This is a genomic window from Methanospirillum stamsii, assembly GCF_003173335.1.
Classification (GTDB): domain Archaea; phylum Halobacteriota; class Methanomicrobia; order Methanomicrobiales; family Methanospirillaceae; genus Methanospirillum; species Methanospirillum stamsii.
Window position 1 is genome coordinate 16056 of sequence record NZ_QGMZ01000035.1, and the last position, 22975, is coordinate 39030.

Consider the following 22975-nt stretch of genomic DNA (forward strand, 5'->3'; position numbering starts at 1 on the left):
TTAGGGATAAGAAGGCACACATACATTTCTATTAGCTTGTTTGATGAAATGAACACCGATGGATATCTGGTAAGTATCTTCAAGTGTCTCTTCTGTTACTACTTCTTCAGCCTGCCCGACCAGTGATACAAAGCCGTTTTTCATAATGCCTGCCTGACAGGAAAGCAGAAATGTATGATCGGGATAATGGGTTGACATGATAATGGAGATGTTTCGTTCCTTTGCCAGTTTATCAAGGATATGAAGGATTTTTACCTGGTTTCCGAAATCAAGATGGTTTGTTGGTTCATCCAGGATTAAAATTGATGGTTCCTGGGTAAGCGCCCGGGCAATCATGGCCAACTGGCATTCACCCCCACTAATCCGATTTACCGGGGCATCTTTAAGGTGCTCAATACCGACACTCTGAAGCGATTGTTCAGCAATTTCGACATCTCTTTTTCCCGGACGTGAATAAGGAGAAATGTGCGGATTTCGTCCCAGCAGGACAAGTTGGAGAACAGAAAAAGGAAATACAATGTTATGTGCCTGTGGAACATATCCTATTTTTTGAGCCAGTTCCCTGCGTGTCCAATGTTCAATCGCTTTTCCATCAATGCAAACCTCACCTGTCCGAACTGGAAGAATTTTTGCGCAACATTTGAGAAGTGTTGATTTACCTATACCATTCGGACCTAAAATACACAGGACTTTACCTTTCTGAAGAGAAAAAGTAACGTTCCCGAATATTACACGTTCTGGATTGTACCAGAACCCAGCATTTTTAATTGAAAACATCATGTCCACCCAACATCACGTCTTGCCATAATGTATGCAAAAAAGGGAACCCCGACAATAGCAGTCAGGATTCCCAGAGGAATTTCTGCAGTTGTGGCATTCCTGGCAATGTTATCTATAAGAATAAGATAAGCCGCTCCAAGAAAGAATGAGACCGGGATGAGACATGCATTGTCCGGCCCGACCAGCATCCTTCCAAGATGTGGGATAACTAGGCCAATCCAGCCAATTATCCCGCAGATACAAACAGAATACGCAGTAATCATCGTTGAGATGAGAATTAGGATGTATTTCATTCTCCGGGTATCAACTCCAAGAGCTCCTGCCTCTTCATCACCAAGTGAAAATACATTGAGCCGCCATCCAATCAGAATGCAATACGCAACTCCCGGGATGATGAACACTCCTGCAAGAAGGATATCCGGCATTGTTACTGCGCTCAGGGATCCCATCAGCCAGTAGGTGATTGCCGGGAGTTTCGATGTAGGATCAGCCACGAATTTCACCAAAGAAATAAGAGAGGTAAAAAGAGAACTCATGATAATTCCGGATAGAACCAGAACCAGAATTGATTCTCCCTTGTATATTCTTGAAAGGGTAATAGCAAATCCCACCGATAAGAGCCCAAAAAAAAAGGCAGATGCTTCTATGAGGAGAAGCGGCAATGAAAAGAGAATTGCAATGGCTGCACCAAATCCTGCTCCTGAAGATACTCCCAGGATGTCCGGAGACACCATCGGATTACGAAAAAGACTTTGATAGACCGCTCCTGCTACAGACAGGCCACCCCCGATTAAAAAAGCACCAAGAATCCGGGGGATCCGAATGTTGAAGATTACATTCGCCTGAGCCTCAGTCCACGTTGAATCCGGGTGAAAAACCGGAGATAAGAGGATTGTGAAGACGGTAGCGGGATCAAGAGTATACTGTCCGATAAAAAGTGATACTAAGGAAAGAATGAAGGGAGATAGGATGATGCATGCAATACCTGCCGTTAAACCATATTTATTCATCCCTTCGAAGCGCATCAATTCCATTACCATTACCTGTTGGGGTTCAGGTATAATATAAGCGATCTATTTTCAATTGATGTAAAATTTTTCTAGTTAAATAAACATGTAAAATATTACCCGATTACTTTTAATTCTGCGGCGTTTTCTAATTTTAAAAGCAGATTTTCGAAAAATTCGATTATCGTAATGGGGTACCCTCTTTGGAAAATTTGTAATATACCCTGGTTAGTAACAATAAAAGGATTCGGAAAAGAAACAGAAAAGAGATAATTTATTTGTATTTTTTGGAATTTATGGCCCTGCAGGAATTATTTTTTTATGGGAGTTGGTAATTGAAAACCCGATTTTCTCCTGTGCCAATATCTCTTCAACCTTGTTTGCAATACCCGATAACACCTCTTCATCTGAGAGCATTCCCTCCGGCATATCCACCACTTTCCTATACTGGATTGGAACATTATCCATCCGGTACACAATCCCCGGAACTTCTACTCCGGAAATTCCAACAGGAATATGGAGATCTGCAATCTCTGCAGCCATACTCATATTTGGATCGATAGTTATCCAGGTATGTTTTTTCAGGTGCCTGACGGTATCAATTGGGAAATGGGCAGCAGCATCGGTCCCGATATTAATGAACAGATCAATTTCGTCACGGTTCGCAAGGTCAATTGTACTGGTCTCTCCTGGATTCATGTGAGCACAGTTACCCTTGGTTAGATCGAGGCAATAGGGGAATCCATATGACCAGCACCAGACACGGTTCGCTCCTGCGACATTAAAATGACCCCGCATAGCCATAATAGACCATTTAGATATTTGGTTTAAATCCCGGGTAAGAGAGATTGCAATGTCAATATTGTGATTTCTTCCGTCAGTATGAGTAAGTCCCATCCCGAAAAAAAACACTCCGAATTTTGCTTGTTTTAAAATTCCCGCAACTTCAAGGATGGTCTGTTTTGGAATTCCTGCAACCATCTCCGGGAGTTCTTTTTCAAATCCATATATGACCATCCGGAAAGCATTGAAAAGTTCATAATCATGTCCAGGCTTAACCTGAAGGTAATAATCTGCAATTCCCGCGGTATCTGTGTTCCGTGGGTCGACAACAATCACCGTCCGTTCAAAAAACCCGTTTCCTTTGAAAAAACCCAGGGGATAGATTGCATATCGTGACATATGTCTTGGATGGGCATGGATAGGATTTGCACCCCAGTACAGAATAACATCTGCCCGGTTTTTCACTTCTCCAAGGGTGCAACTAGGATATCCGTTATCAAAATGAGCGATTAATGAAGGGCCATGACAAATCGATGCACAATTGTCAAGAATGCCACAACCAAGTTCCATGAGTCGTGCAGCTTCCCGTTGTGCTTCACAGGTTGTTGATCCGAATCCATAGATAAGTGGTTTTTTTGCTGCAACGATTGCTTTCGCTGCATAATCAAACGCTTCAGGGTAAGAGATCTCCTTCCATGATCCATCTGACTGGCGAAGTCTTGGCCGTGTTATCCGGTCGGAACTGGTTGCCTGCAAAAAAATTTCTGTGCCGATTGCACAGGCATTTTCTACTTCGAGGATCTTCTTTCCGTCATCAGATACTACAACCTTGATATCATCACATGAGCAGCCACAATACGGACACCCGATTCCTTCAAGAATTTTTGGCATCTGTAAATCCTCCCATGCCAACAGCCTGAAAAATCAGTTCTCTCGCACTGCGGACCTTCTCATTCGGAGCAGGAAAAATACACACAGGAAAACCACTGTACTGAGGAACACCGGTTGATTGCGTTCTACCCGGAACAATCTGGTTAGCCCAGACACCCTGCCTGATATGACAGATTCCCGGACTTAATGTCTGAATGCCATAAATAGCCTTCACAATAACCTCACCACACTCACTTCTGACCCTGACCGGGGTATTCTCTTCTATGCCCATACGAAGCATATCAAGTTCATTCATCTCGATAACGCTACAGGCATTGAAATATTCCCTGGAATTTTTACCTTTTTCCATGGCAATGCCTTCTTCTATTGACCTTTGGGTTATCATGGTCAGGGTCTGTTTTTGTGTCATGCAGGTTCCTCACAATTTCTATCGGGTAAGGAAGTGATTATCGGAGTTATTCTCCAATGAGTTCTATCGCTAGTTCATAGGGATTTCTCGGACGTTCACTTCCGGGTTTATTCGTGAAAAAGGTATCCGGATGAATTTTTTTCATATCTTCGATACTAAGTTTATTAACTATATCTCTGACAACCTCATCTGCATCTTTGGATTTTCCGGGAAATTTCAGGATATATCCCATCTTGATATGCATGAGCATTGCTTCCCGGAGTTCATCGTCAGTGAGCCGGTCGAAGGGAGTAAATTTCAGGATTTCAGGTCTTCCCATTGATGTACCTTCTCTTGTATTCTCTCTCAGCACAAGAAATAATTATTCCACCTTTCTCTCTGCCATATGAATGGTTGATTGCCCGTATGAAGATCTGGTTATCCCAATCTGAAGTAATTTCAGGTTATTTTTTTCATAAAGGGATTCAAACAGTTCCTTATCAGGGAGAAGGTGATACCGGTTATGCATGGCAAGTTCAAGTTCATATAGACCCTGCGATCCGGTTCCGCCTGTAGGTGCTGCAAACCAGTGATTTGAAAGGAACAGACCATCAGGATTCAAAACATATGCAATCCCTTTGAGGATTTCATCAAGATTTTCTTTATATGGATAAAGTGAGTGAGAAAGAAGAACAATGTCAGATTTATCTCCCTTGTAAGAGAGAATATCTCCAGGAATTACCTTAATTCTCTCATTCATTCCAAATTTTGAGATGTTCTCTTCTGCAGGTCCGGTGTCCAATGAACCACAAAGCACCACTGCGCTTAATTCAGGATTATTCTGACAGGCTGCAATTGCATAGAGTCCATGTCCACCATTCATTTCGATTAAGGTTCTGGCATTAGAAAACTGTGGCCATGACATGAGAGTTTTTGTGACATTCTGAACGGTTCCCCGGAGATCATGGTTGGCTCTGCCCCTGACTGATTCTGTGGATACAGGATCAAAGGTATTTTTTTCATCCGGTTTTGTCAAGAATGTCTCTATATCCTGCCAGGGCGATTCATCATTCGGGAGATTTAAAATGTAGTCGCCCTGGTAATACATGCTTGTCCGGATAAAATTAAGCCCGGCTGCCGGAGAAATGTAATAAGAATCCTCCTTTCTTCTCACCATATCCAGGTAATAAAGCATGGAAAGAAGACTTGGCATATATTCCGGTTTAATTCCTGTACCTTCTGCAATTTGTTCAGGGGTGGAGGGACCGTTTTCCGAAAGCCATGTAAACAGATCAATCTTTAAAGCCGCCCGAATAACCATGAATTCTTTGTAGACCTGAACCAGGTCATCTACAATTTCTATAACCGGTAGTTCCGGGATTTTCAGAATATCTTGTGTCTCATTGATCATGGATTATCACATAGTATACTTTTTTTCACAAAAAGTGAATGGAAATGCTCATTTACCTGCCTTAAAAACCTGCGTTAGAATATTAATGGATGGCAGATACATTGAAAAGAAAAAGAGGTTATTTTTTCAGGTAAATATTACCGTAAATAATCTCGCCTTTCTTCGTCATTTTTCTCTCACCCAGGTCACCGATGTACTGGTCAAAGGTGTAGGTTGCACCGTCGACTTCCTTTTCGACGGTTCCAATCATCTTATATCCTGGAAGAGGATAGAGAAGGTTTCCGAAGATGTATGCATCTCCTTTCACTAACTGACCGCCGACACGGCCCTCAACATCTCCCTTGATGATGACGGTTCCGCCTTCTGCATGGGTCAGGACATGGATAAATACATCTCCTTCGATGATGATGGTACCACCGGTCATAGCGGTTCCGATATCATTTCCGGCCTTTCCTTTAACCCGGATGAGACCACCGGACATGCCACGCCAGTCACCACGGTATGCACTGCCGACATGATTCTGGGCATCTCCTTCAATAAGGATTTCCCCGCCTTCCATGGCAATACCAAGGAAACTGTCTGCATTTCCTTTTACCGTGATTTTTCCGCCTCTCATCCAGCCGCCGATGTACATATCAGCATCGCTGTTGATGACAATCTCTCCATCGGTCATCTGCTGACCAAAACGCTTCATCCGGCGAACATCGCCATTGACAACGATCTTTGTATCAGCGGCAGTTGCGCCGGATTTTCCTTCAAATTTGAAGAAATCTCCAAGTTTCCACTGGACTTTTCCTTCATGTGCCGGGAGATCGGCTATTTCTGCAAGGCTCTTTCCTGCAAATTTGTCTGGTGTCACACTGTAGCATTCAAGGAAAAGCTCCGGCTGCTGAACCAGGGTCATTTTTACGGTTTCCATTTTTATTCCCCTCAGGCTACTTCCACTTCAATTGCCCGTGCATTGTGCACATGTTCATCGAAGACTGCGTAGTTCTCAAGATTGACGGTGTAGTTTCTGGCGAACTTCTCTTTGATATCGTGCATAACCTGTGCATTATCCGGCATATTGACTTTTGTCCAGATGGTGTACTTGTGTGGTTCTGCAACTATCTTTTTGTCCTTGACGACAACTACTCCTTCTTTTAAGGTATATGCAGTGTTCGAGAATGCCTCTTCGATCAGTTCGGGATCGGATGGCATTTTTGCCGGGTTAAGGTCATAAATGGCCACATTTGCGTCGGCACCCTTTGCAAGGCTTCCGAACATATTCGAAAGACCAAGAGCCTTTGCAGGTCCTGCACGGGTCATCATAGCGATTTCGTACAGGTCAAGTTCACGGTCCATTGAAGCGATATTACTTGCAGCAATGACCTTGTCCTTCCACTTCATAGTGTCAAGGGTTGCTTCACGTGCTTCCTGGGACATAAGCCACTTTATGACACGTGGGTACCTGGTGAATGGTCCTGCATTCGGGTGATCGGTTGTGATGTGTACCCGCATCATATCTTTTGCATATAAGGCTATTTCAAGACCAATAGCCCACTGAATACCACAGACCTTGATATTCTTGTCATAGATGTATGGCACAATACCTGATCCGGTCTCAAGTTCCACGTCCACGTTAGCCCACTTGATGTGGTTAAGCTGGTTAAGGTGGTATTCAAATGGACCGTCAGCGGTCATCGTGGTGGTTTCGTCAAGGGTTACCTGTCCCATGTCAACAGTAATGTTTTTGTTACTGTTTACGTAGTCCATGACTTCCTTTGCAGCGGATTCAAAGTCTGCCCAGGAATTACCCTTGTAACTGTGGAACTGAAGGTGGGTGTTGTGAAGAATCTGTTCTCTGCCGAACTTGTTCTTTGTTTTGACTCCTTCAGCAAGTCTCAGGGTGTCAATGGTATCCTTGTAGTTACCGGGGTTTCCAAGGTTGTTCCCGTGGATATGAACTGAGTGGGGAAGACCAAGGTACTCGTTGGCGTCGATAAGGCCTTTTACAATCTCCGCAGGGGTAATCTCGAAGTATGGAACCGGGTCATGGATGGTGGTACAGTTCTCTCCCCATGCCCATGCTTCCGTTCCACCAGGGTTGACTACTTTTATACCAATACCTTTTGTTGCATTGAGCAGCCATGCAATATATGCTGCATTGTTCTCGATTTCCTTGTTCTTGATGTATTCAAAGCAGAACCAGTTGTTACCGAACACCGGCATGGCACTGACATCGATGATGGGTGTATCCCTTATTTCTTCATGCACGTGAGGAGCAAGAAGTGGGGGCATTGCAGCTTCATTGGCATAGGTGTATCCAAGACGTGCATATGAATACCCGGTTTTCCAGGTTGACGGAATTGAGAATCCCATCTCCATACGCTTACCCTGCTTGACGATTCCACCTCTGAAATCTCCCCGGAATAATTTATCTTCCGGCCGCATTTCACGTCCGAGATTGACTTTTGGGCCTACAATGTGAGTATGGATATCGACACCACCGGCCATCACAGTCTTACCGGATGCATCGATCACTTCTGCCTTGTTTGAGACTTTATCGACGATTTTGCCATCCTTAATGGCTATGTCTGCCTTGTCACCCTTGATGCCGGAAATCGGGTCAAAAACATGCCCGTTTTTAATAAGAAGTTCTGCCATTTTCAGGCCTCCTGAGCATTGAGTTCGTCAAGACGGTCTGCTATCTTGTTTAACAGTTCTTCATCGGTAAGAAGTCCCTGTGGGTCAAGAACTGCTCTGAACTGGATTGGCACATTGTCCATACGATAGACAATTCCACCAGTATCAACACCACAGATACATACCGGAATGTGAAGGTCTGCTATCTCTGAAGCCATACAGACACTTGGATCGATGGTGACCCATGGGTGTTTCTTCAGGTGCTTAACTGCCGGAATGGGGAAATGTGCTCCTGCATCGGTTCCGATGTTAATGAACATATCAACTTCATCACGCATTGCCATGTCAACAGAACTGGTTTCACCAGGATTCATGTGTGCATGGTCTTTCTTGGTAAGGTCAAGACAGTATGGGAACCCGAATGTCCATGACCAGACCACTCCAGGGCCGGCAATATTATAATGACCCCGCATTGCCATGATCGTCCACTTTGCGACCTTGTTCAGGTCACGGGTAAGGGAGATGGCAATGTCGATGTTATGGTTTCTTCCGTCAGAGTGAGTCAGACCCATCCCGAAGAATGTTGTTCCAAACCGGGCATTTTTCATGATCTCTGCAACTTCAAGGATCTGTTCCTTCTTAATTCCTGCGACTTCATCAGGGATATCGGCTGCATGGCCGTGAATGACCATCCGGAATGCGTTGAAGAGTTCGTAGTCATGACCCTGTTTGACCTGCAGGTGATAGTCTGCTACGTTTGCAGTGTCAGTATATCGTGGGTCGATTACAATGACAGTTCTCTTTTTCTGTCCCTTTCCGGTGAAGAAACCACGGGGGAAGATTGAGTACCTTGACATGTGACGTGGGTGAGCATGTGCCGGATTTGAACCCCAGTATACAATCACGTCAGCACGGTTCTTGACTTCTCCAAGGGTACATGTTGGATACCCATTGTCGAATATTGCAAGGAAAGAAGGTCCGTGACAGATGGTTGCACAGTTATCAAGCATACCACCTGCAGCTTCCATAGTACGGGCTGCGGCTGCCTGTCCCTCACAGTTGGTTGAACCAAATCCGTACATGAGGGGTTTTTTTGCTTTGTGAAGGTGCTGTGCAGTCCATTCGATGGCTTCCTCATAGGTGATATCTTTCATTGAGCCATCTGGCTGGCGGAGCCGTGGAGACCTGATTCGGTGATCTGAACTACCATGCTTGAAGATTTCTGTTCCGATTGCACAGACGTTCTCAACTTCCAAAACCTTCTTCCCGTCATCAGAGACGGTAACTCTGACATCATCACAGGAACAGCCACAGTATGGGCATCCTACGTTTTCAATGACTTTAGGCATAATTATTCACTCTTCCACATTCCGACAGCTCCCTGTACAAGTTCAAGGGCTGATTTCAGTCTCTCTTTTGGAGCTGATTCAACTGTCACCGGAAAACCACTGTACTGAGGTGCTCCTGTTGACTGGGTCCGTGGTGGAACAACCTGGTTTGCCCATACTCCCTGTCTGATGTGACAAAGGCCTGGATAACAGGTCTGGCGACCAACAACTGCTTTTACTATTACTTCACCGGACTCACTAGTGACATGAACATTGGTATTCTTCATGATGCCTAGTTCTTTCATGTCCTGTTCGTTCATCTCGATGATGCTACAGGCATCGAAGTATTCCTTGGAGGTTTTTCCAATCTCCATGGCAATTCCTTCTTCAACTGCCCGCTGGGTTATCATGTTTAATGTTTTTTTTGCTGTCATAGGATCTCCCGAAAATCCTATTTTATCAAAGCGCCTGAAATCGCCTTGAATATTATCAGATAAGGATCAGGTAATGCAGTCTTTCCAAATGGTTAGGCATGACACATAGATATCCTGATCGTGAAGAGTAGTCTTTGGATGTCCCTATAAGAACATATTTAATCTGTTGAGTTAGGCATGGATTTACCTAAAAGGATAAAATGTTTTAAATTTTTTGTCTAATTGTTTACTATCCTCCATACCGGTTATTTTCTTTATGAAAATTACCAAAAACCAAAGATTTTTCGTCTAATACTATGTTAGTGTCTTATATGACTTTTGACAGATCGGTAAATACATTGAACTAACACGATAGAGAAAGATCTATGAAATTGTTTACTGACCATCGCTATCATGAGATACTTTCACATGCGATAATGCCCAAAATAGTTAGGCACTAAACCCAACTTTCCATCAATCATGAAACCCTTTGTCCGGATAAAAAAGATCAAAGGAAATGAGTATCTGTATGAGATAACTCCTTTCTTTGATGAAGAAACAGGAAAATGGAAACAAAAATCCCGGTATCTGGGGAAAAATGTAGATGGAGAACCGGTAAGAAAAGGTAAAATACCCAATACAACCCGGGTATACGATTTAGGACAATATATTCCCGCTCATTGGGCTATCAAGGAATACAAGTTCATTGAAGCTCTCCTCTGTTGTTTTGCGCCGGAGGAAGTTGGATTATTATTGATTATTGCTATTAATCGCCTTGTTATGCCGTGTTCTCCACGGCACATGAATACCTGGCTTTCAGGGACATGGCTTTCCCGTATGCTACCCGGGGCATCTCCGGATCCGACAACAGTATTAAACCTTTTGGATATTCTTTCCAATCGTTCTGTCATTGGTTTGTTTTCACGGATGATATCAATGATTACAAATTTTTCTGATAGACGAATCATCATGTCAGGTCGGATTACTGACTTTTCCCAATATGAGGGTGCAAGAGGGGGCGGATATCCATATAAAGATCTTCTCGAAGGCGATCTTGGTATCCGGATGTTTTATGATCCCGATGAGAGGGTTCTGACCGGATGTGAAATCGCTGATATCAGGAAAAATTTTATTGAGGATTCCATGAGTATAATCAGTTCAGGCAGGATTCCAGGCAGTTCGTTTCTACCCAACTGGGATTATTTCTCACCGGTTTTGATACAAAATCTGGTAACAATATCATATCCATTTATTATCCGGCCTGATTCCGCATATGAACCAGTCAGTTCGGAAATTCTTGACTGGGATGAAAGACAATCACCTGGTATTGAATGTACCTATCATGGGGAACCCTGTTTTCTTAAAAAATTCACTGCAATGGTGGGATATACTCCGGTTAGAGGATATATCCTCCATAATTCAAAAAAGGAACAAGCAATCAGGCATGTTTTTGAAAAAAATTTGCAGAATATTCAGGACATTATCCTCCAGGGAGAGAATGATTTTGAAACCCTTGATGATCTTATTCATGAAGTTGCCGGATTTGAAAGTTCCTTTTTCTTTCGAAAAGATCATAAATCAGGGATAGGAAGAAACAGGGAGATGATTACCCGGGAAATCCGTAGACTATCCCGTACTTGCGTATTATACTTAGGTGACTATACCTGGGAGGAGTGTTTTTCTCTTACTGATACACGGTGGAAAATCGAACGGGAACTATTCTCCTTATATCGTGAGTTTAAACGGGATCTCACCGGATACCAGACTGAAAGAATCAAGATGGGAATACTATTCGTGAGTTTTTTGTCAGTGATGATAAAAACTCTTGTCATGAAACGATTAAAGCAGGCACATTTTGAAGATATAACATCCATTAATGCCCTTATGGCCGAATTAACCCCAATTCATGTGGTTAAATCATATCAACCATTTATCGTCCCTGGAAAACTTAGCCGAAGACAAAAAACCATATTATCATATTTCGGGGGAGTTCCGACATTATAAGGATGGAATCTTTCTTTTTTAATATCAGTTAAGGCAATTCCAACCTTTTTTTACTATCATGTGAACATACTGAGTTATGGATCCTCTCCCTGCTTTTTTTATTGTGATTATCTGTATCACCATATTCAGTACCTGGTTTCGAATATCTCCATTTTTCATTCTTATTGGTGGTGCAATGTTATTCGGGCTTCTTGTCGGTATGACCTGGGATATGGTCATGATGGGAATTATTGATGGGGTTGGAAAGGTATTTTCAGCATTTGGTATCATTATCCTGTGTGGAGCGGTCATTACAAAACTTCTGCAGGAACAAAACCAGATTGAACATCTCATTTCTGATATAAAAAAATTAATTAAAGCACCTTCATTGATTGCAGGTTTTTCCGGTTACCTGCTTTCCGTTCCGATTACCTGTTGTATTACCGCGTATATCATGCTCCATCCAGTACTGAAGACCTTGGAAAAAGACCGGAAAAAACAAAATATTCTTCTTTACCTTGTAGCAACCGGGAGTATCGTCTCCTATGCCCTTATTTATCCAACACCTGTGATAATACCCCTGTTCTCTGCATTTTCATCCGGAATGAGTCCGGTTTTTTTTAATGCAATAACAATTCCGTTATCACTTCTTCTCCTGTCTGGATTATTCATATATTTCAGGTTTTTATATCCGGATAAAAATCAGGTTAAAATAAGAATTAACTCTGTATTACCTGAATCAATGAGAGATGAAAATTCAGAGACAAATCAGAAGATACACTGGCGTGCATGGGCACCATTTATTGCAATTATTATTGCAATACCTGTTTCTTTTTTCTTTCTGAATCTCTCTCATGCAAGTATGGTAAATTTTATCATGCTTATTGGTGCCACTACAGCCATCGTAATTTCCCCTTCGAAAATCAGGACATCAGGGTTATCTCAGGGAGCCAAACATGCCGGAATTATTATCTTTGATATTTGTGGTGCCGGAGCACTTGGATACGTGATAGTCGGGACCGGGTTTGCTATGGAAGCTCTTGAATGGTTGGGTCTTTTTATTCCGGTCATATTTATTCCCTTTATTCTCGCTGCACTCATTGAGACGGCTCAGGGTTCACGAGTAGTAACTGCAGTAATTACCGGACAAGTACTCACTGGTTCGGTAGTTTTAGATCTCCTCCATCCGGTAACACTAATTCTTCTCATTAGTGCTGGTTCCTGCATGATCTCATATGTAACAGACCCATACTTCTGGCTTATACAGCGGACAACCGGAGACGATATGAAAACCATTGTAAAAAATTATACGGTTCCTATTGCCCTTGTTGGCGTAGGTATTTTACTTGTTGCAATAGTTCTTGAATCCATATTATAGGATTTTCAGGCAGAAATCCGGTAAAAACGAACTATTCATTATTACAATCAAAAACCAGGTAATGTGTTAATCTCTCCTGCAGTTTTAACTGATTTATCATAGATGGTACCAGAAATGAGATAGTTCCAGGATATTGGAAAAATTCTGGGTGAGAACACCTATACCACATTATTCAACGCAAAAACTTTTTGGATGAGAATTTTTTGGAAAGTGTTTTTTAAAATATGATCTTATTATAGCATACCAGGATTGAGATTTTTCTCATCTTGGTCCATGAGATATGTTATCAGATTTTCGAACCATGTTTGCCGAAGTCACCCGGGCAATTCTTCCGATTGTATTTCTAATTCTGGTACTTCATGTTTTTCTGCCAAGAACGTCGATTAACACGATTCTTATGCTTATCATCGGCAGTATCATGGTAATCCTTGGTATGACCCTCTTTCTCATGGGAGTAAAAATCGGTCTGCTACCTATGGGTGAGGCCATTGGTTCTGAAATTCCAAAAAGCGGTTCAATAATTCTCATTGTTATTACTGGCTTCCTTTTTGGATTTTTAGCAACAATAGCAGAGCCTGATGTCCGGGTCCTGGCAGACATGATCCAGACCGTATCTGATAATGGTATCTTAAAACTTCAATTGATTGTGGTAATAGCAGTAGGAGTAGGGTTTTTTGTAAGTACCGCAGTTCTTCGAATCATCTATAATATTCCCATTGCATACCTTTTTACAGCTGGATACCTTGCTATCATATGCCTCTCTCTTATATCACCTCCTGATTATGCCCCGATTGCTTTTGATGCAGGAGGCGTTACAACCGGGCCGATTACCGTTCCCTTTATCCTTGCTTTAGGTATCGGTGTCACCTCCGTACTCGGAGGAAAATCCCCCCTTTCAGACGGTTTTGGTCTGATTGGTCTGGCTTCTATTGGTCCGATAATAGGGGTACTTCTTATGGGAGTAATTTTTGTATGATATACATTCCAATCGCTGATGGAATAGACCATGTGATACTTGATGTAATTCAGGCTTTACTCCCCCTTGTTGTTTTTTTCCTGATAATTCAGATATTGTCACTAAAACTGCCAGGACATTATATTATCAATCTTTTCAAAGGGTTATTCATCACCCTCTTGGGCATGGTACTCTTTTTTCAGGGGGTAAAAATTGCATTTCTTCCAGCCGGACAGAATATTGGTGCTTATTGTGGAACGCTGGAACAGATCTGGATCCTTATTCCTTTGGGTTTTCTGCTTGGATTTTCAACCACCTTTGCTGAACCTGCTGTCCGGGTGCTCTGTTACCAGGTTGAAACTTCATCTAACGGCTATATCAGGGGTTCACTTATTCTGTATGCTCTTTCCATAGGGGTTGCCTTTTCAGTAAGTCTGGGCATGGTACGGATATTGTATGGATTTCCTTTTCTTCCCTTTATCATAGGAGGATATCTCCTTGCACTGATTCTCATCCGGTTTACCGACCATGATTTCATTGCCATCGCTTTTGATTCAGGGGGAGTTGCTACAGGGCCGATGGCAGTTACTTTTCTTATGGCGTTTGCTGTAGGTGTTGCGGATTCGATTGGGGGCAGAGATCCCTTTCTTGATGGATTTGGTATGATTGCTTTCATTGCACTCACCCCTATTCTCACGATTCTTATCCTTGGGATTATCTTCAAAATGAATAAAACGGCGGGAGAAATATCATGATTTATGAAGGATGTAAAAACCTGATTGTAACTATTGTAAAAAAGGGATGGTCAGAAAAGGTGGTTCATGCATCACGGGAAGCGGGGGCATCAGGGGGAACAATCCTGATGGGAAGGGGATCTGGGATTCATGAAACCCAGTCGCTCTTCGGACTTCCTATTGAACCAGAAAAAGAGATTATTCTAACAGTAGTGGAAGTGGATCAGACTGACAAAATTTTGTCAGCGATTGAAAAAGCGGCAGAACTTAATAATCCCGGTATGGGGATCGCCTTTGTACTAAACCTTGAAAAAATTGCAGGTAGAGTCCATATGACCTGCCAGCATGATAAAGATAAACCTGCATGATACTTATACAGAACAAGTGTTAACCTCCCTGTTTCTCAGGATTAACACAGGTATCTGTGTGGTTCTGGCAACATAATCAGTAGTAGTTCCAAGAAGATTTTTAATGAAACTTTTTTCACCGGTTGATTTTAATACAATCATCGAAACATCTTCTTTTTTGGCATAGGCAAGGATCTCCTGAGCAGCATCACCAATCGCCACATCAATATGAATATCCTTTGCATGAGGAGATAATTTCTCCTTCATTTTTTCTAATTTTTCTTTTGCAACGTTACAATTTTCCTGTACTTCTTCTTTGCTGTCTCCGGTAGTGATAACATGGAATAATGTAACGGAGTTCTTATGGATGAGGTCAGAGATACAGAGTTCTTCAATATAAGGTTTTGAGAAATCTGTACAGATAAGGATCCTGGATAAAAGGTCAGGACAAGGTGTGTTGAATCCCCTTCCGTCTTTTTCGGATTCAGGGGGATGGATGAGCAGAAGGTTTTTTGTTCCATACTTCAGGAGGTCAATGGCAGTGCTACCGATAAGGAGTGTTTCAATAACACCCCTGCCTCTCCTACCCATTATGACAAGTCCTGCCTCTTCTTTCACAGCCACTTTTTCGATAATTTCCGATGTAGTGCCTCCGGTAATCTCCTCGACAAGAACCTTGATCTTTGACCGTGGCATTGCAATGACTTTTCTTAATTCTTCCAACCGGAGTCTTGCATAATCCACATCGGGATTTATTGTATCTGTTTGTTTGGTGAGATACAGGCTTTTTGTGATATTAAGAAGAATCACTTCCCTGATCTGTGGTATTTTTGACAGACATTTGATGATATATTTTGAGTCCTCAGAAAAATCTATGGGAATAATAATCTTTTTAAACATGATTTATCTCACCGATCAGGTTTACCCTATATCAGATTCTCTCGTGTCTGAACGATAAGCTTTTCATGAATCCGATCCCGCTCACGGTCAATCTGCTCCGGTGTTGCGCCGGATTGACGGATTATGAATTCAGTGATTGAAAGGGCAAGTTCACCTTCATCTGAAAAGACAACGTCGGCTCCGGCACTGCAAAGGTCCGAGATTTCTGACAGGTAAACTGTCCTTGCTATAATCCGGATATCCGGGTTTAAATATTTTGCCTGTTTTACCACCTCAACACTTCCTGGAATATTGGCAACACTGATAATTAGGACTTCTGCATGGGTGATTCCTGCTTCCTTGAGGGTATCAGAACGGGTGGCATCCCCATATATTGCACTAAATCCCTCTTTTAGCAGACCTTGGACCGTTTCCACGTTTAATTCAATTATCGTCGGATGAATGTCATTTTCCATGAGAAGCCCGGTTACGGTCTGGCCGACCGGCCCATAACCAATAACGACAGCTTTTGTTTCTCCCGGGTAATCGGGTTTTTTAACCTTCGTGTCCATCGGCCCACACCGATTGTGTATTTTCCTGGAAAATCCAGGGGAACAATCATTCAGCCAGCACTCCAGTTTTCCAGCTCCCCGGTACAGAATGGGATTTACCGTTATTGAGATAATTGCAGCAGCAACAAGTATATTTGTAGCGTTTTCCGGTAAGATATGAAGGTCCCTGCCCATGGTCGCCAGGATAAAAGAAAATTCACCAATCTGTGCCAGAACAATTGCGACTGATAATGCCACCTTAAGTGGATATCGCATGATAATGACAATTAAAAAAGCAACCAGGGGTTTTCCGATGAGGATAATTACCAGGGTAACAATAACCAGCCCAAAGGAATCAGTAAAGCCTGACCAGTCAAAAAGCATCCCGACTGAAACAAAAAATAACACTGCGAAAGCGTCACGAAGAGGGAGCGCCTCCGTTGCTGCCCGTAAACTGAATTCTGAACGGCCGACAACCATACCAGCAAGAAATGCCCCAAGAGCCATGGATACATCAAATACGTAAGCTGATCCAACGGCTATACACATGGCTATTGCAAGAATTGCGAGAGTAAAGAGTTCCCGCGATCCGGTTTTAGCTATATTGGTAAGGATTTTCGGGATAAGCCAGCCCCCGACCGCAAAGGTAAATCCTACCAGAATGAGGATTTTTAGAATTGCAATACCTGTTGCAGTGGCAATACCACCAAATCCGATGACCGTACTTCCAAATATTTCCGGTAGAAGGACTAATACGAATACCGTGAAGAGATCCTCCATCACCAGCCATCCAATGGCAATGTGACCTGTTTTGGTGTGGAGGTCATTATTATCTGATAACACCCGGGTCAGGACCACAGTACTTGCAACTGATATTGCAAGCCCAAAAACAATGCCTGCTTCAATACTCCACCCAAGCCAGTACATTATCAGAGCACCTACCAATGTTGCTGAAAAACTCTGGAGGAGGGCTCCGGGTAGTGCAATCTTTCGGACAGCGAAAAACTCTTTGAAATGAAACTGCAGTCCAACCCCGAACATAAGAAGGATTACACCTATCTCTGCCAGTTGTTCTGCTAACTCGTAATTTGCCACAAATCCGGGTGTGTTGGGACTGACCACAATTCCGGCCATCAGATACCCAATGATAGGGGATAATCCAAGCCGGTGCGTAATGTACCCAAAAAGGAGGGCAGCAGCAAATCCTCCGGTTAACGTAAGAATTAGTTCAACACTGTGCACTGGATACACCTGATACTTAAGGATTTAAAATTTTTATCTAACATACTTGCATGCCGGTTGACAACCCGGTATTTCATGGTATCATCAATTTTTTTACCTTTGATCCTGATTTCGATCCTGCCAGCCTGGAAAAACCATTTGGAAATCTTTAATAGAAATTCCATCATTCATCAACATGTTAAAACGCAAAATTTGTGATGTGTGGTTACCATGAAAAAGCAGATGAAACCCTATAAATGCGAAATTTGTGGATATATTTATGATCCGGTGCGGGGCGAACCAAAGAATGGAATCCCGCCGGGCACCGCATTCGAGGACCTTCCGGATACCTATGTTTGTCCGGTTTGTGGAAAGGCAAATATAACCAAGAAAGAGTTTGTTCCAATGGAAGCACCATCCGGCCGGTACCGCTGTGTTGCCTGTGGATACATGTATGACCCCAAGAGAGGGGAGCCGAAAAACGGGATTAAACCCGGAACAGCTTTTGAAGACCTGCCTGATACATATGTATGTCCGATATGTGGTGTCTATGCAAAGGTTGGAAAAAGTGAATTTGTTGCAACCGAATAACCCCTTTTTTTGAAAATTTTTCAATCACTGTTTTTTGTTCGTTTTTTTCAACCATTTTGAATCACGAACTTTTATATTGTTAAACTGCTTAACAATATTGGATATATATCAGGAACGTGATCAATAGAATGGTAACTCATGCAGAGTTGATGAACATATCTGCCGGATGGATCAGGGTTCTGAATATCATGAATGAACTGGAAAGTTCTCCCCGTGACTTTGGAACCGGTGATCTTCTCCATTGTTCAGAGATTCATACCCTGATGGTCATTGGAAAAAATCCGGATGTAAATGTTACCAATCTTGCAACACTCCTGGGTATTTCAAAGAGTGCTATCTCCCAGATGATAACCAGATTAGCCAGAAAAGGACTGGTAGAGCGGTATAAATGTCCTGAAAATGAGAAAGAGACGAAATTATGTCTGACTCCCAGAGGAACGATTGCTTTTCTCGGTCATGAACAGCATCATGCCATTATTTTCACACGAATGCAGGAAAAACTTGGAATCATGACCACCGAACAATATGAATTTCTAATCAGAGTTTTTCACGCTATTGAAGAGACTGCAAAAGAGTTCAAAGACAGTCAGGGATAATTTTTTTCGAGCATTTAATTGTTAAGCAAATTACCAAAAAAGGAAAGACGATGACAAATAAACAAAACCCATTAAAGATTGATATCTGGTACTTTTCAGCCACCGGAAATACCAAAGCAATTGCTCGTGTTCTTCAGGAAGAGTTCTCAATTCTTGGGGCAGATACAAATCTTATTGATATCACTCCACTGGATTCAAGAAATCCGGGAATACTACCTGGAACAGGTGATGTCATAGTTCTTGGACTTCCGGTTCATTCCTGGCGTGCCCCCCGGGTAATCAGGGAGTGGCTGGTAACTCTTAAGGGTCAGGGAAAAAAATGTGCCATGTTCTTTACCTATGGGGGCTTTGGGATTCACCCGTCACATTATTCGACCAGGAAGATTCTGGAACAGCAGGGTTTTTCTGTTGTTGGTTCTGCTGAATTTCCAGCAAGCCATACATTTAATCTGGGCGGATGGAATGCACTAAAAAATCGTCCGGATCGGTCTGACTTTGATGTGGCACGTGAATATGCAGCTGCTGTTTTACGCCGGTTCACCGGTGAGGATCCCGGATTTCCACCTGAAATGGAACCCACAACTCACCCTGAATCTATTCTGGACTCTATCGAACAATTCAGATTTAAAATACTTACAAAACTTCCATCTCGTGATGGAACATGTTCAAATTGTGGGATATGTGCGGACGTTTGTCCTACCGGTTCAATGGATGCGATAGCAGGAAAAGCAAATAGGGATACATGTATTGCCTGTCTGGCTTGTGTCGTATCCTGCCCGGAGCAGACGATAACCATCAATGATATGACTGAAAGCTGGGCATATAAACTCACTGTTGAACAGATTTCAGAGGCCGCCATGCAGGAAAAGAAGAGTAAAATCTACCTATGATAATAAAAATGGATTATGTATTAATGATCGTAACTGATAATCCGGATGATTAATCATCACTAATAAACACCTCTTTTAGTTCATTCAGGGTTTTTATGTTAAAAAGATTGGAAATATTGACGCCAATTGAATAGGTAGGAAAAAGACCGAACATCTGCCTTCTGTTAAAGGCATACAATTCAGTCTCTTTAAGCGCCCTTAAGGGCACTTTAATCTGTTGGAAATCATTTTTTAAATCTTCTGATCCGCATTTTGTCGGATCCAAATATTTCCCAGGGTTTAGATATTTCTTTGAATCATTTAGTCTGAATATCAGGTCATTGCACATTTTAAGGCTAATCCGAAGACTTAACACACTCTGTAAAAATTGCATGATGATAAACTGACTAATAAGGATGATAAAAATCCAGACATCGGTTCTGACCCTGACAAATTCAGCAACATTCATGAAACTTGAAAGTGTAAACCCGGGTAGGAGAATTGCGATGAGAAGGAGGAATACAACGATAGTTCCTACAATAAGAAAAATAAATCCAAGTATCGACAGGACGATAAGTTTTTTCCATTCCAGTGACTTTTGTCTCCGGACGTACTCTGCAAAATTGAATAGATGGTGCCTGAAAAAGAATATCTCGATATAAAACAGAATAATTCCAATACACTGGACCAGAATAAGGGCGGATGTATCAGCCGGAATGACTCCTGTGTTACCAAGATAGAGTGAAAAGAAGACTGACATGAGATAAATACAGATCATCCCAATGGTAAGTGGGAGAAGACTGAGAATAAAAAACCTCATAAATAATCTGAATCCGATTCTTTTATTCTTAAAAATCTTTAAATCTCTGGCCCAATTTATTAGATCATTCTTATTTATTGAAACTTTGGGTTCAGACGGTTTCTTGGTAAAATATCTTAATGGAAAAAGAAAGATAGGAAGCATCGGGTAAAAAAGGTAAAAATAGAGACTTGCGGATATCCAGATAACCAAATAGGTAATATCCAAAGTCCAAAAGGCCCAGATATTCAGAACCACTGCAAACGCCAATGCTAACAGAGGTTTACATCCGATTTTTTCACTTGCAATCTGAATTTTTGTTTTATTTAGACTCCTCATTTCTTCATCAATTCTCGAGGAGATAATGTCAGGTTTTGGTACATCAGATGAGAGCATATTTTCAGTCACGGCAGATAGACCCTTCCAATTTCATTGTTTAACATCCCATATTTTTATTTGTATTAACGTCAGTATTCAGAATTAGTCATAATTTAAAAATGAGTCAATTGATGAGAGAAAAAGGAGTTATTTCTTCCAGAAGAAGACACTCATGACTAATGAAAGAAAACCAAAGATTATGAAAAAAATACCCATTACAAGAGTCAGGAATGCAGTACCTGCATCGGGGTTGATGAACAGAAAAATTCCTACGATAAAACTTACCACTCCCCCTAATCCTGTGATAATCCGGTGTTTTTCCCAGGTGATAGATACAGCATATGCAATTGTCAGAAGACCATTAATGACAAGCCATAACGCAATCAGGTATCCTATTGCAATAGTAGCAACATATGGTGAGATGATTGCCAGAAGACCAATTACAATGCTGATAAGGCCTGAACTCAGGAGAACCATCTTCGGCCCTCCATTTTCAGCAGAAAGAGCAAGACCAGCAGTGAAAATACCGATTATCAGAAAAATGATGCCGAGAACCAGCACTAAAAATTCGAAAACGACTCCGGGAGCAGTAAATGCTACGATTCCAAATAACAGTACGATTATACTGAGAATTATCGCGAGAATTCTATCTCTATCCATTGCATAAATAATCCATCGGTAACCATAAAATTCTTCGTATAAACAATCCTCTGATTTATCCCTTCCATCAAAAATTACATTCCATTATGCATCATAGGGAAAACAAGGGAAGAGAATTAACCATTTTTTAGAGAGAATACTATCTAAAATAGTTTTTCGGGAATTTATATCCCCGGAAATTTCAGCATCGTAATTTCATTCATCGCATCGATGAAAAACAGTGCCATAAACAAAATGATACCAAATCCGGTAATCAGGAGGAGTGTTGGAATAAGGATTGTAGCACCTGCTTTCCCCCATGAAAATTCCTGGAAGACTTTTATTCCAACGATACAGAGGGCCACTGACCAGATAAGACCGATTATTCCAATGTAAGGGATCCACCCCAGAAGCATAAACGGAGTAGCTGCATAGAGAATCGCGATGAGTGTTTTTGATACCCCTTGTTCTCCTCCGAGGAGAAGAACGAAAAGATGCAAGAAGAATCCTTTGAGAAAAATGAGAATCATGAGTAAGATGAACCACAAATAAATCAGGAGAAGGCTCCAGTTGAGAAAAAATGGCTTAAACAGAGCTAATTCATTCATGAGAACCGGACCGATGACCGGCACCATTTCCAACTGTGCCTGATACGCAGTAAAAGACATCAGAGATGAAATGAGTGATATTATTCCCATTAACACAGAATTACAAATGAGTAATAAAACATAATGCTGATATGCTTTAGAGAGAGTAGATGTTTTTAATCGTTTAAAAGTCTCCTGAGGATGGAATAAAATACCTCTGATATTCTCGATATATGATTCAAACATAGCATTTTTTCCGCAGGATAGTATTTATAGTCCATTATTTGACTTTAAAAATACGGAAAAATAGAATAATCCGGAATAGAGGCTATGGTTTGAACAGGTGAAAAGTACAGGTGATTCTATACATTGTAGTTTAAAAGGGAGGGAATGCCTATAAATATCCGATTCCTTGTGTCCCATTTATGTTAATAGGGTTTTTGATTCAATCACCTGTTTTACAATTCTTAGCCACTTAAAGACATTCGTATTCGAGGGAAAAAATTCTAATTGGATAACAAAGATCGCTTGCGCGATAGGTTAAACGGTAAAAATAAGAAAATCCGATAAATAATCGGTTTATGCTAAAGTGTAGTATCCTTTGGATTCAGGTTATACAGCACGATGTTATGATGTCTGGAATGATTATCGTATCTTCAGTATCTGTTCTTTTATTTCCGCTGCGATATCTTCTCCGCAAAAAATTTTGAGAACTTTTTCAACCCAGCCTGCTATTTTATTGATATTTTTTAATGAGATTTCTTCAGGTGTAATTCCTAATGTTTTCGCCGGTCCAATTTTGACCCATACCGCCGATCCAAAAATGATCCACCCCCTAAGGT

The 22975-nt window shown here is 41.7% G+C and carries 24 protein-coding genes; 8 read left to right on the forward strand and 16 right to left on the reverse strand.

The window, feature by feature from the left end; translation table 11 throughout:
• From DLD82_RS13905 to DLD82_RS13950, 10 genes are all read right to left on the reverse strand, one after another.
• A complete protein-coding gene (locus DLD82_RS13905) occupies positions 1-780 on the reverse strand; it encodes an ABC transporter ATP-binding protein (protein WP_109941735.1) in 780 nt (259 codons plus the stop codon).
• Entirely contained in the window at positions 777-1814 is a 1038-nt protein-coding gene (locus DLD82_RS13910; RefSeq protein ID WP_245920455.1) for a FecCD family ABC transporter permease, read from the reverse strand. Before DLD82_RS13910 ends, DLD82_RS13905 begins: the two co-directional genes overlap by 4 nt.
• Positions 1815-2081: 267 nt before the next feature.
• Positions 2082-3461, reverse strand: coding sequence for a formylmethanofuran dehydrogenase subunit B (locus DLD82_RS13915; protein WP_109941737.1), 1380 nt, complete (start codon positions 3459-3461; stop codon positions 2082-2084).
• Positions 3445-3870, reverse strand: a complete 426-nt coding sequence (locus DLD82_RS13920) for a molybdopterin dinucleotide binding domain-containing protein (RefSeq protein ID WP_109941738.1) — start codon at positions 3868-3870, stop codon at positions 3445-3447. Before DLD82_RS13920 ends, DLD82_RS13915 begins: the two co-directional genes overlap by 17 nt.
• A 46-nt stretch (positions 3871-3916) precedes the next feature.
• Positions 3917-4222 carry a hypothetical protein gene (locus DLD82_RS13925; protein WP_181391454.1) on the reverse strand — a complete coding sequence of 102 codons (306 nt, stop codon included), beginning with the start codon at positions 4220-4222 and terminating at the stop codon, positions 3917-3919.
• Between the two features lie 9 nt (positions 4223-4231).
• Positions 4232-5260 carry a class I SAM-dependent methyltransferase gene (locus tag DLD82_RS13930; RefSeq protein ID WP_109941740.1) on the reverse strand — a complete coding sequence of 343 codons (1029 nt, stop codon included), beginning with the start codon at positions 5258-5260 and terminating at the stop codon, positions 4232-4234.
• A 118-nt stretch (positions 5261-5378) separates the two neighbouring features.
• A complete protein-coding gene (locus DLD82_RS13935; protein ID WP_109941741.1) occupies positions 5379-6179 on the reverse strand; it encodes a formylmethanofuran dehydrogenase subunit C in 801 nt (266 codons plus the stop codon).
• 11 nt (positions 6180-6190) lie between these two features.
• Entirely contained in the window at positions 6191-7906 is a 1716-nt protein-coding gene (locus DLD82_RS13940; protein ID WP_109941742.1) for a formylmethanofuran dehydrogenase subunit A, read from the reverse strand.
• Positions 7907-7908: 2 nt separating this feature from the next.
• On the reverse strand, positions 7909-9234 hold the full coding sequence (locus DLD82_RS13945; RefSeq protein ID WP_109941743.1) for a formylmethanofuran dehydrogenase subunit B: 1326 nt from the start codon (positions 9232-9234) through the stop codon (positions 7909-7911).
• Positions 9235-9236: 2 nt separating this feature from the next.
• On the reverse strand, positions 9237-9647 hold the full coding sequence (locus DLD82_RS13950) for a molybdopterin dinucleotide binding domain-containing protein (protein ID WP_109941744.1): 411 nt from the start codon (positions 9645-9647) through the stop codon (positions 9237-9239).
• Between the two features lie 459 nt (positions 9648-10106).
• Between DLD82_RS13950 and DLD82_RS13955 the strand changes: the two genes are divergently transcribed.
• From DLD82_RS13955 to DLD82_RS13975, 5 genes are all read left to right on the forward strand, one after another.
• Positions 10107-11630 (forward strand): hypothetical protein, encoded by a 1524-nt coding sequence (locus DLD82_RS13955; RefSeq protein WP_109941745.1) that lies wholly within the window; start codon positions 10107-10109, stop codon positions 11628-11630.
• 76 nt (positions 11631-11706) lie between these two features.
• Entirely contained in the window at positions 11707-12987 is a 1281-nt protein-coding gene (locus DLD82_RS13960) for a GntP family permease (protein ID WP_109941746.1), read from the forward strand.
• 280 nt (positions 12988-13267) lie between these two features.
• Positions 13268-13963 (forward strand): DUF1538 domain-containing protein, encoded by a 696-nt coding sequence (locus DLD82_RS13965; RefSeq protein ID WP_109941747.1) that lies wholly within the window; start codon positions 13268-13270, stop codon positions 13961-13963.
• The gene (locus DLD82_RS13970; protein ID WP_109941748.1) at positions 13960-14697 is read left to right on the forward strand and encodes a DUF1538 domain-containing protein; all 738 of its coding nucleotides are present in this window, start codon (positions 13960-13962) and stop codon (positions 14695-14697) included. Before DLD82_RS13965 ends, DLD82_RS13970 begins: the two co-directional genes overlap by 4 nt.
• On the forward strand, positions 14694-15044 hold the full coding sequence (locus DLD82_RS13975) for a P-II family nitrogen regulator (protein WP_109941749.1): 351 nt from the start codon (positions 14694-14696) through the stop codon (positions 15042-15044). Before DLD82_RS13970 ends, DLD82_RS13975 begins: the two co-directional genes overlap by 4 nt.
• A 3-nt stretch (positions 15045-15047) precedes the next feature.
• Here DLD82_RS13975 and DLD82_RS13980 read toward each other — a convergent pair whose 3' ends face one another.
• Both DLD82_RS13980 and DLD82_RS13985 read right to left on the reverse strand, forming a co-directional pair.
• Complete coding sequence (locus DLD82_RS13980) at positions 15048-15923, reverse strand: universal stress protein (RefSeq protein WP_109941750.1); 876 nt, start codon at positions 15921-15923, stop codon at positions 15048-15050.
• Positions 15924-15949: 26 nt separating this feature from the next.
• Positions 15950-17695, reverse strand: a complete 1746-nt coding sequence (locus DLD82_RS13985; protein ID WP_109941751.1) for a cation:proton antiporter — start codon at positions 17693-17695, stop codon at positions 15950-15952.
• A gap of 210 nt (positions 17696-17905) precedes the next feature.
• On the opposite strand from DLD82_RS13985, the gene DLD82_RS13990 reads away from it, so the two are divergent.
• The 3 genes from DLD82_RS13990 to DLD82_RS14000 all read left to right on the forward strand — a co-directional run bounded on the left by DLD82_RS13990 (position 17906) and on the right by DLD82_RS14000 (position 19751).
• Complete coding sequence (locus DLD82_RS13990; RefSeq protein ID WP_109941752.1) at positions 17906-18265, forward strand: rubredoxin; 360 nt, start codon at positions 17906-17908, stop codon at positions 18263-18265.
• Between the two features lie 128 nt (positions 18266-18393).
• Positions 18394-18861, forward strand: a complete 468-nt coding sequence (locus DLD82_RS13995) for a MarR family winged helix-turn-helix transcriptional regulator (protein ID WP_109941753.1) — start codon at positions 18394-18396, stop codon at positions 18859-18861.
• Between the two features lie 50 nt (positions 18862-18911).
• The gene (locus DLD82_RS14000) at positions 18912-19751 is read left to right on the forward strand and encodes an EFR1 family ferrodoxin (RefSeq protein WP_109941754.1); all 840 of its coding nucleotides are present in this window, start codon (positions 18912-18914) and stop codon (positions 19749-19751) included.
• A 49-nt stretch (positions 19752-19800) separates the two neighbouring features.
• On the opposite strand, the gene DLD82_RS14005 is transcribed toward DLD82_RS14000, so the two are convergent.
• From DLD82_RS14005 to DLD82_RS18980, 4 genes are all read right to left on the reverse strand, one after another.
• Positions 19801-20550 (reverse strand): NfeD family protein, encoded by a 750-nt coding sequence (locus DLD82_RS14005; RefSeq protein WP_146199815.1) that lies wholly within the window; start codon positions 20548-20550, stop codon positions 19801-19803.
• 504 nt (positions 20551-21054) lie between these two features.
• Positions 21055-21567 carry an HdeD family acid-resistance protein gene (locus DLD82_RS14010; RefSeq protein WP_109941756.1) on the reverse strand — a complete coding sequence of 171 codons (513 nt, stop codon included), beginning with the start codon at positions 21565-21567 and terminating at the stop codon, positions 21055-21057.
• 164 nt (positions 21568-21731) lie between these two features.
• Positions 21732-22379 carry a YIP1 family protein gene (locus tag DLD82_RS14015; protein WP_109941757.1) on the reverse strand — a complete coding sequence of 216 codons (648 nt, stop codon included), beginning with the start codon at positions 22377-22379 and terminating at the stop codon, positions 21732-21734.
• A gap of 399 nt (positions 22380-22778) precedes the next feature.
• On the reverse strand, positions 22779-22975 hold a 197-nt coding region (locus DLD82_RS18980; protein WP_219968438.1), incomplete at its 5' end, for a hypothetical protein.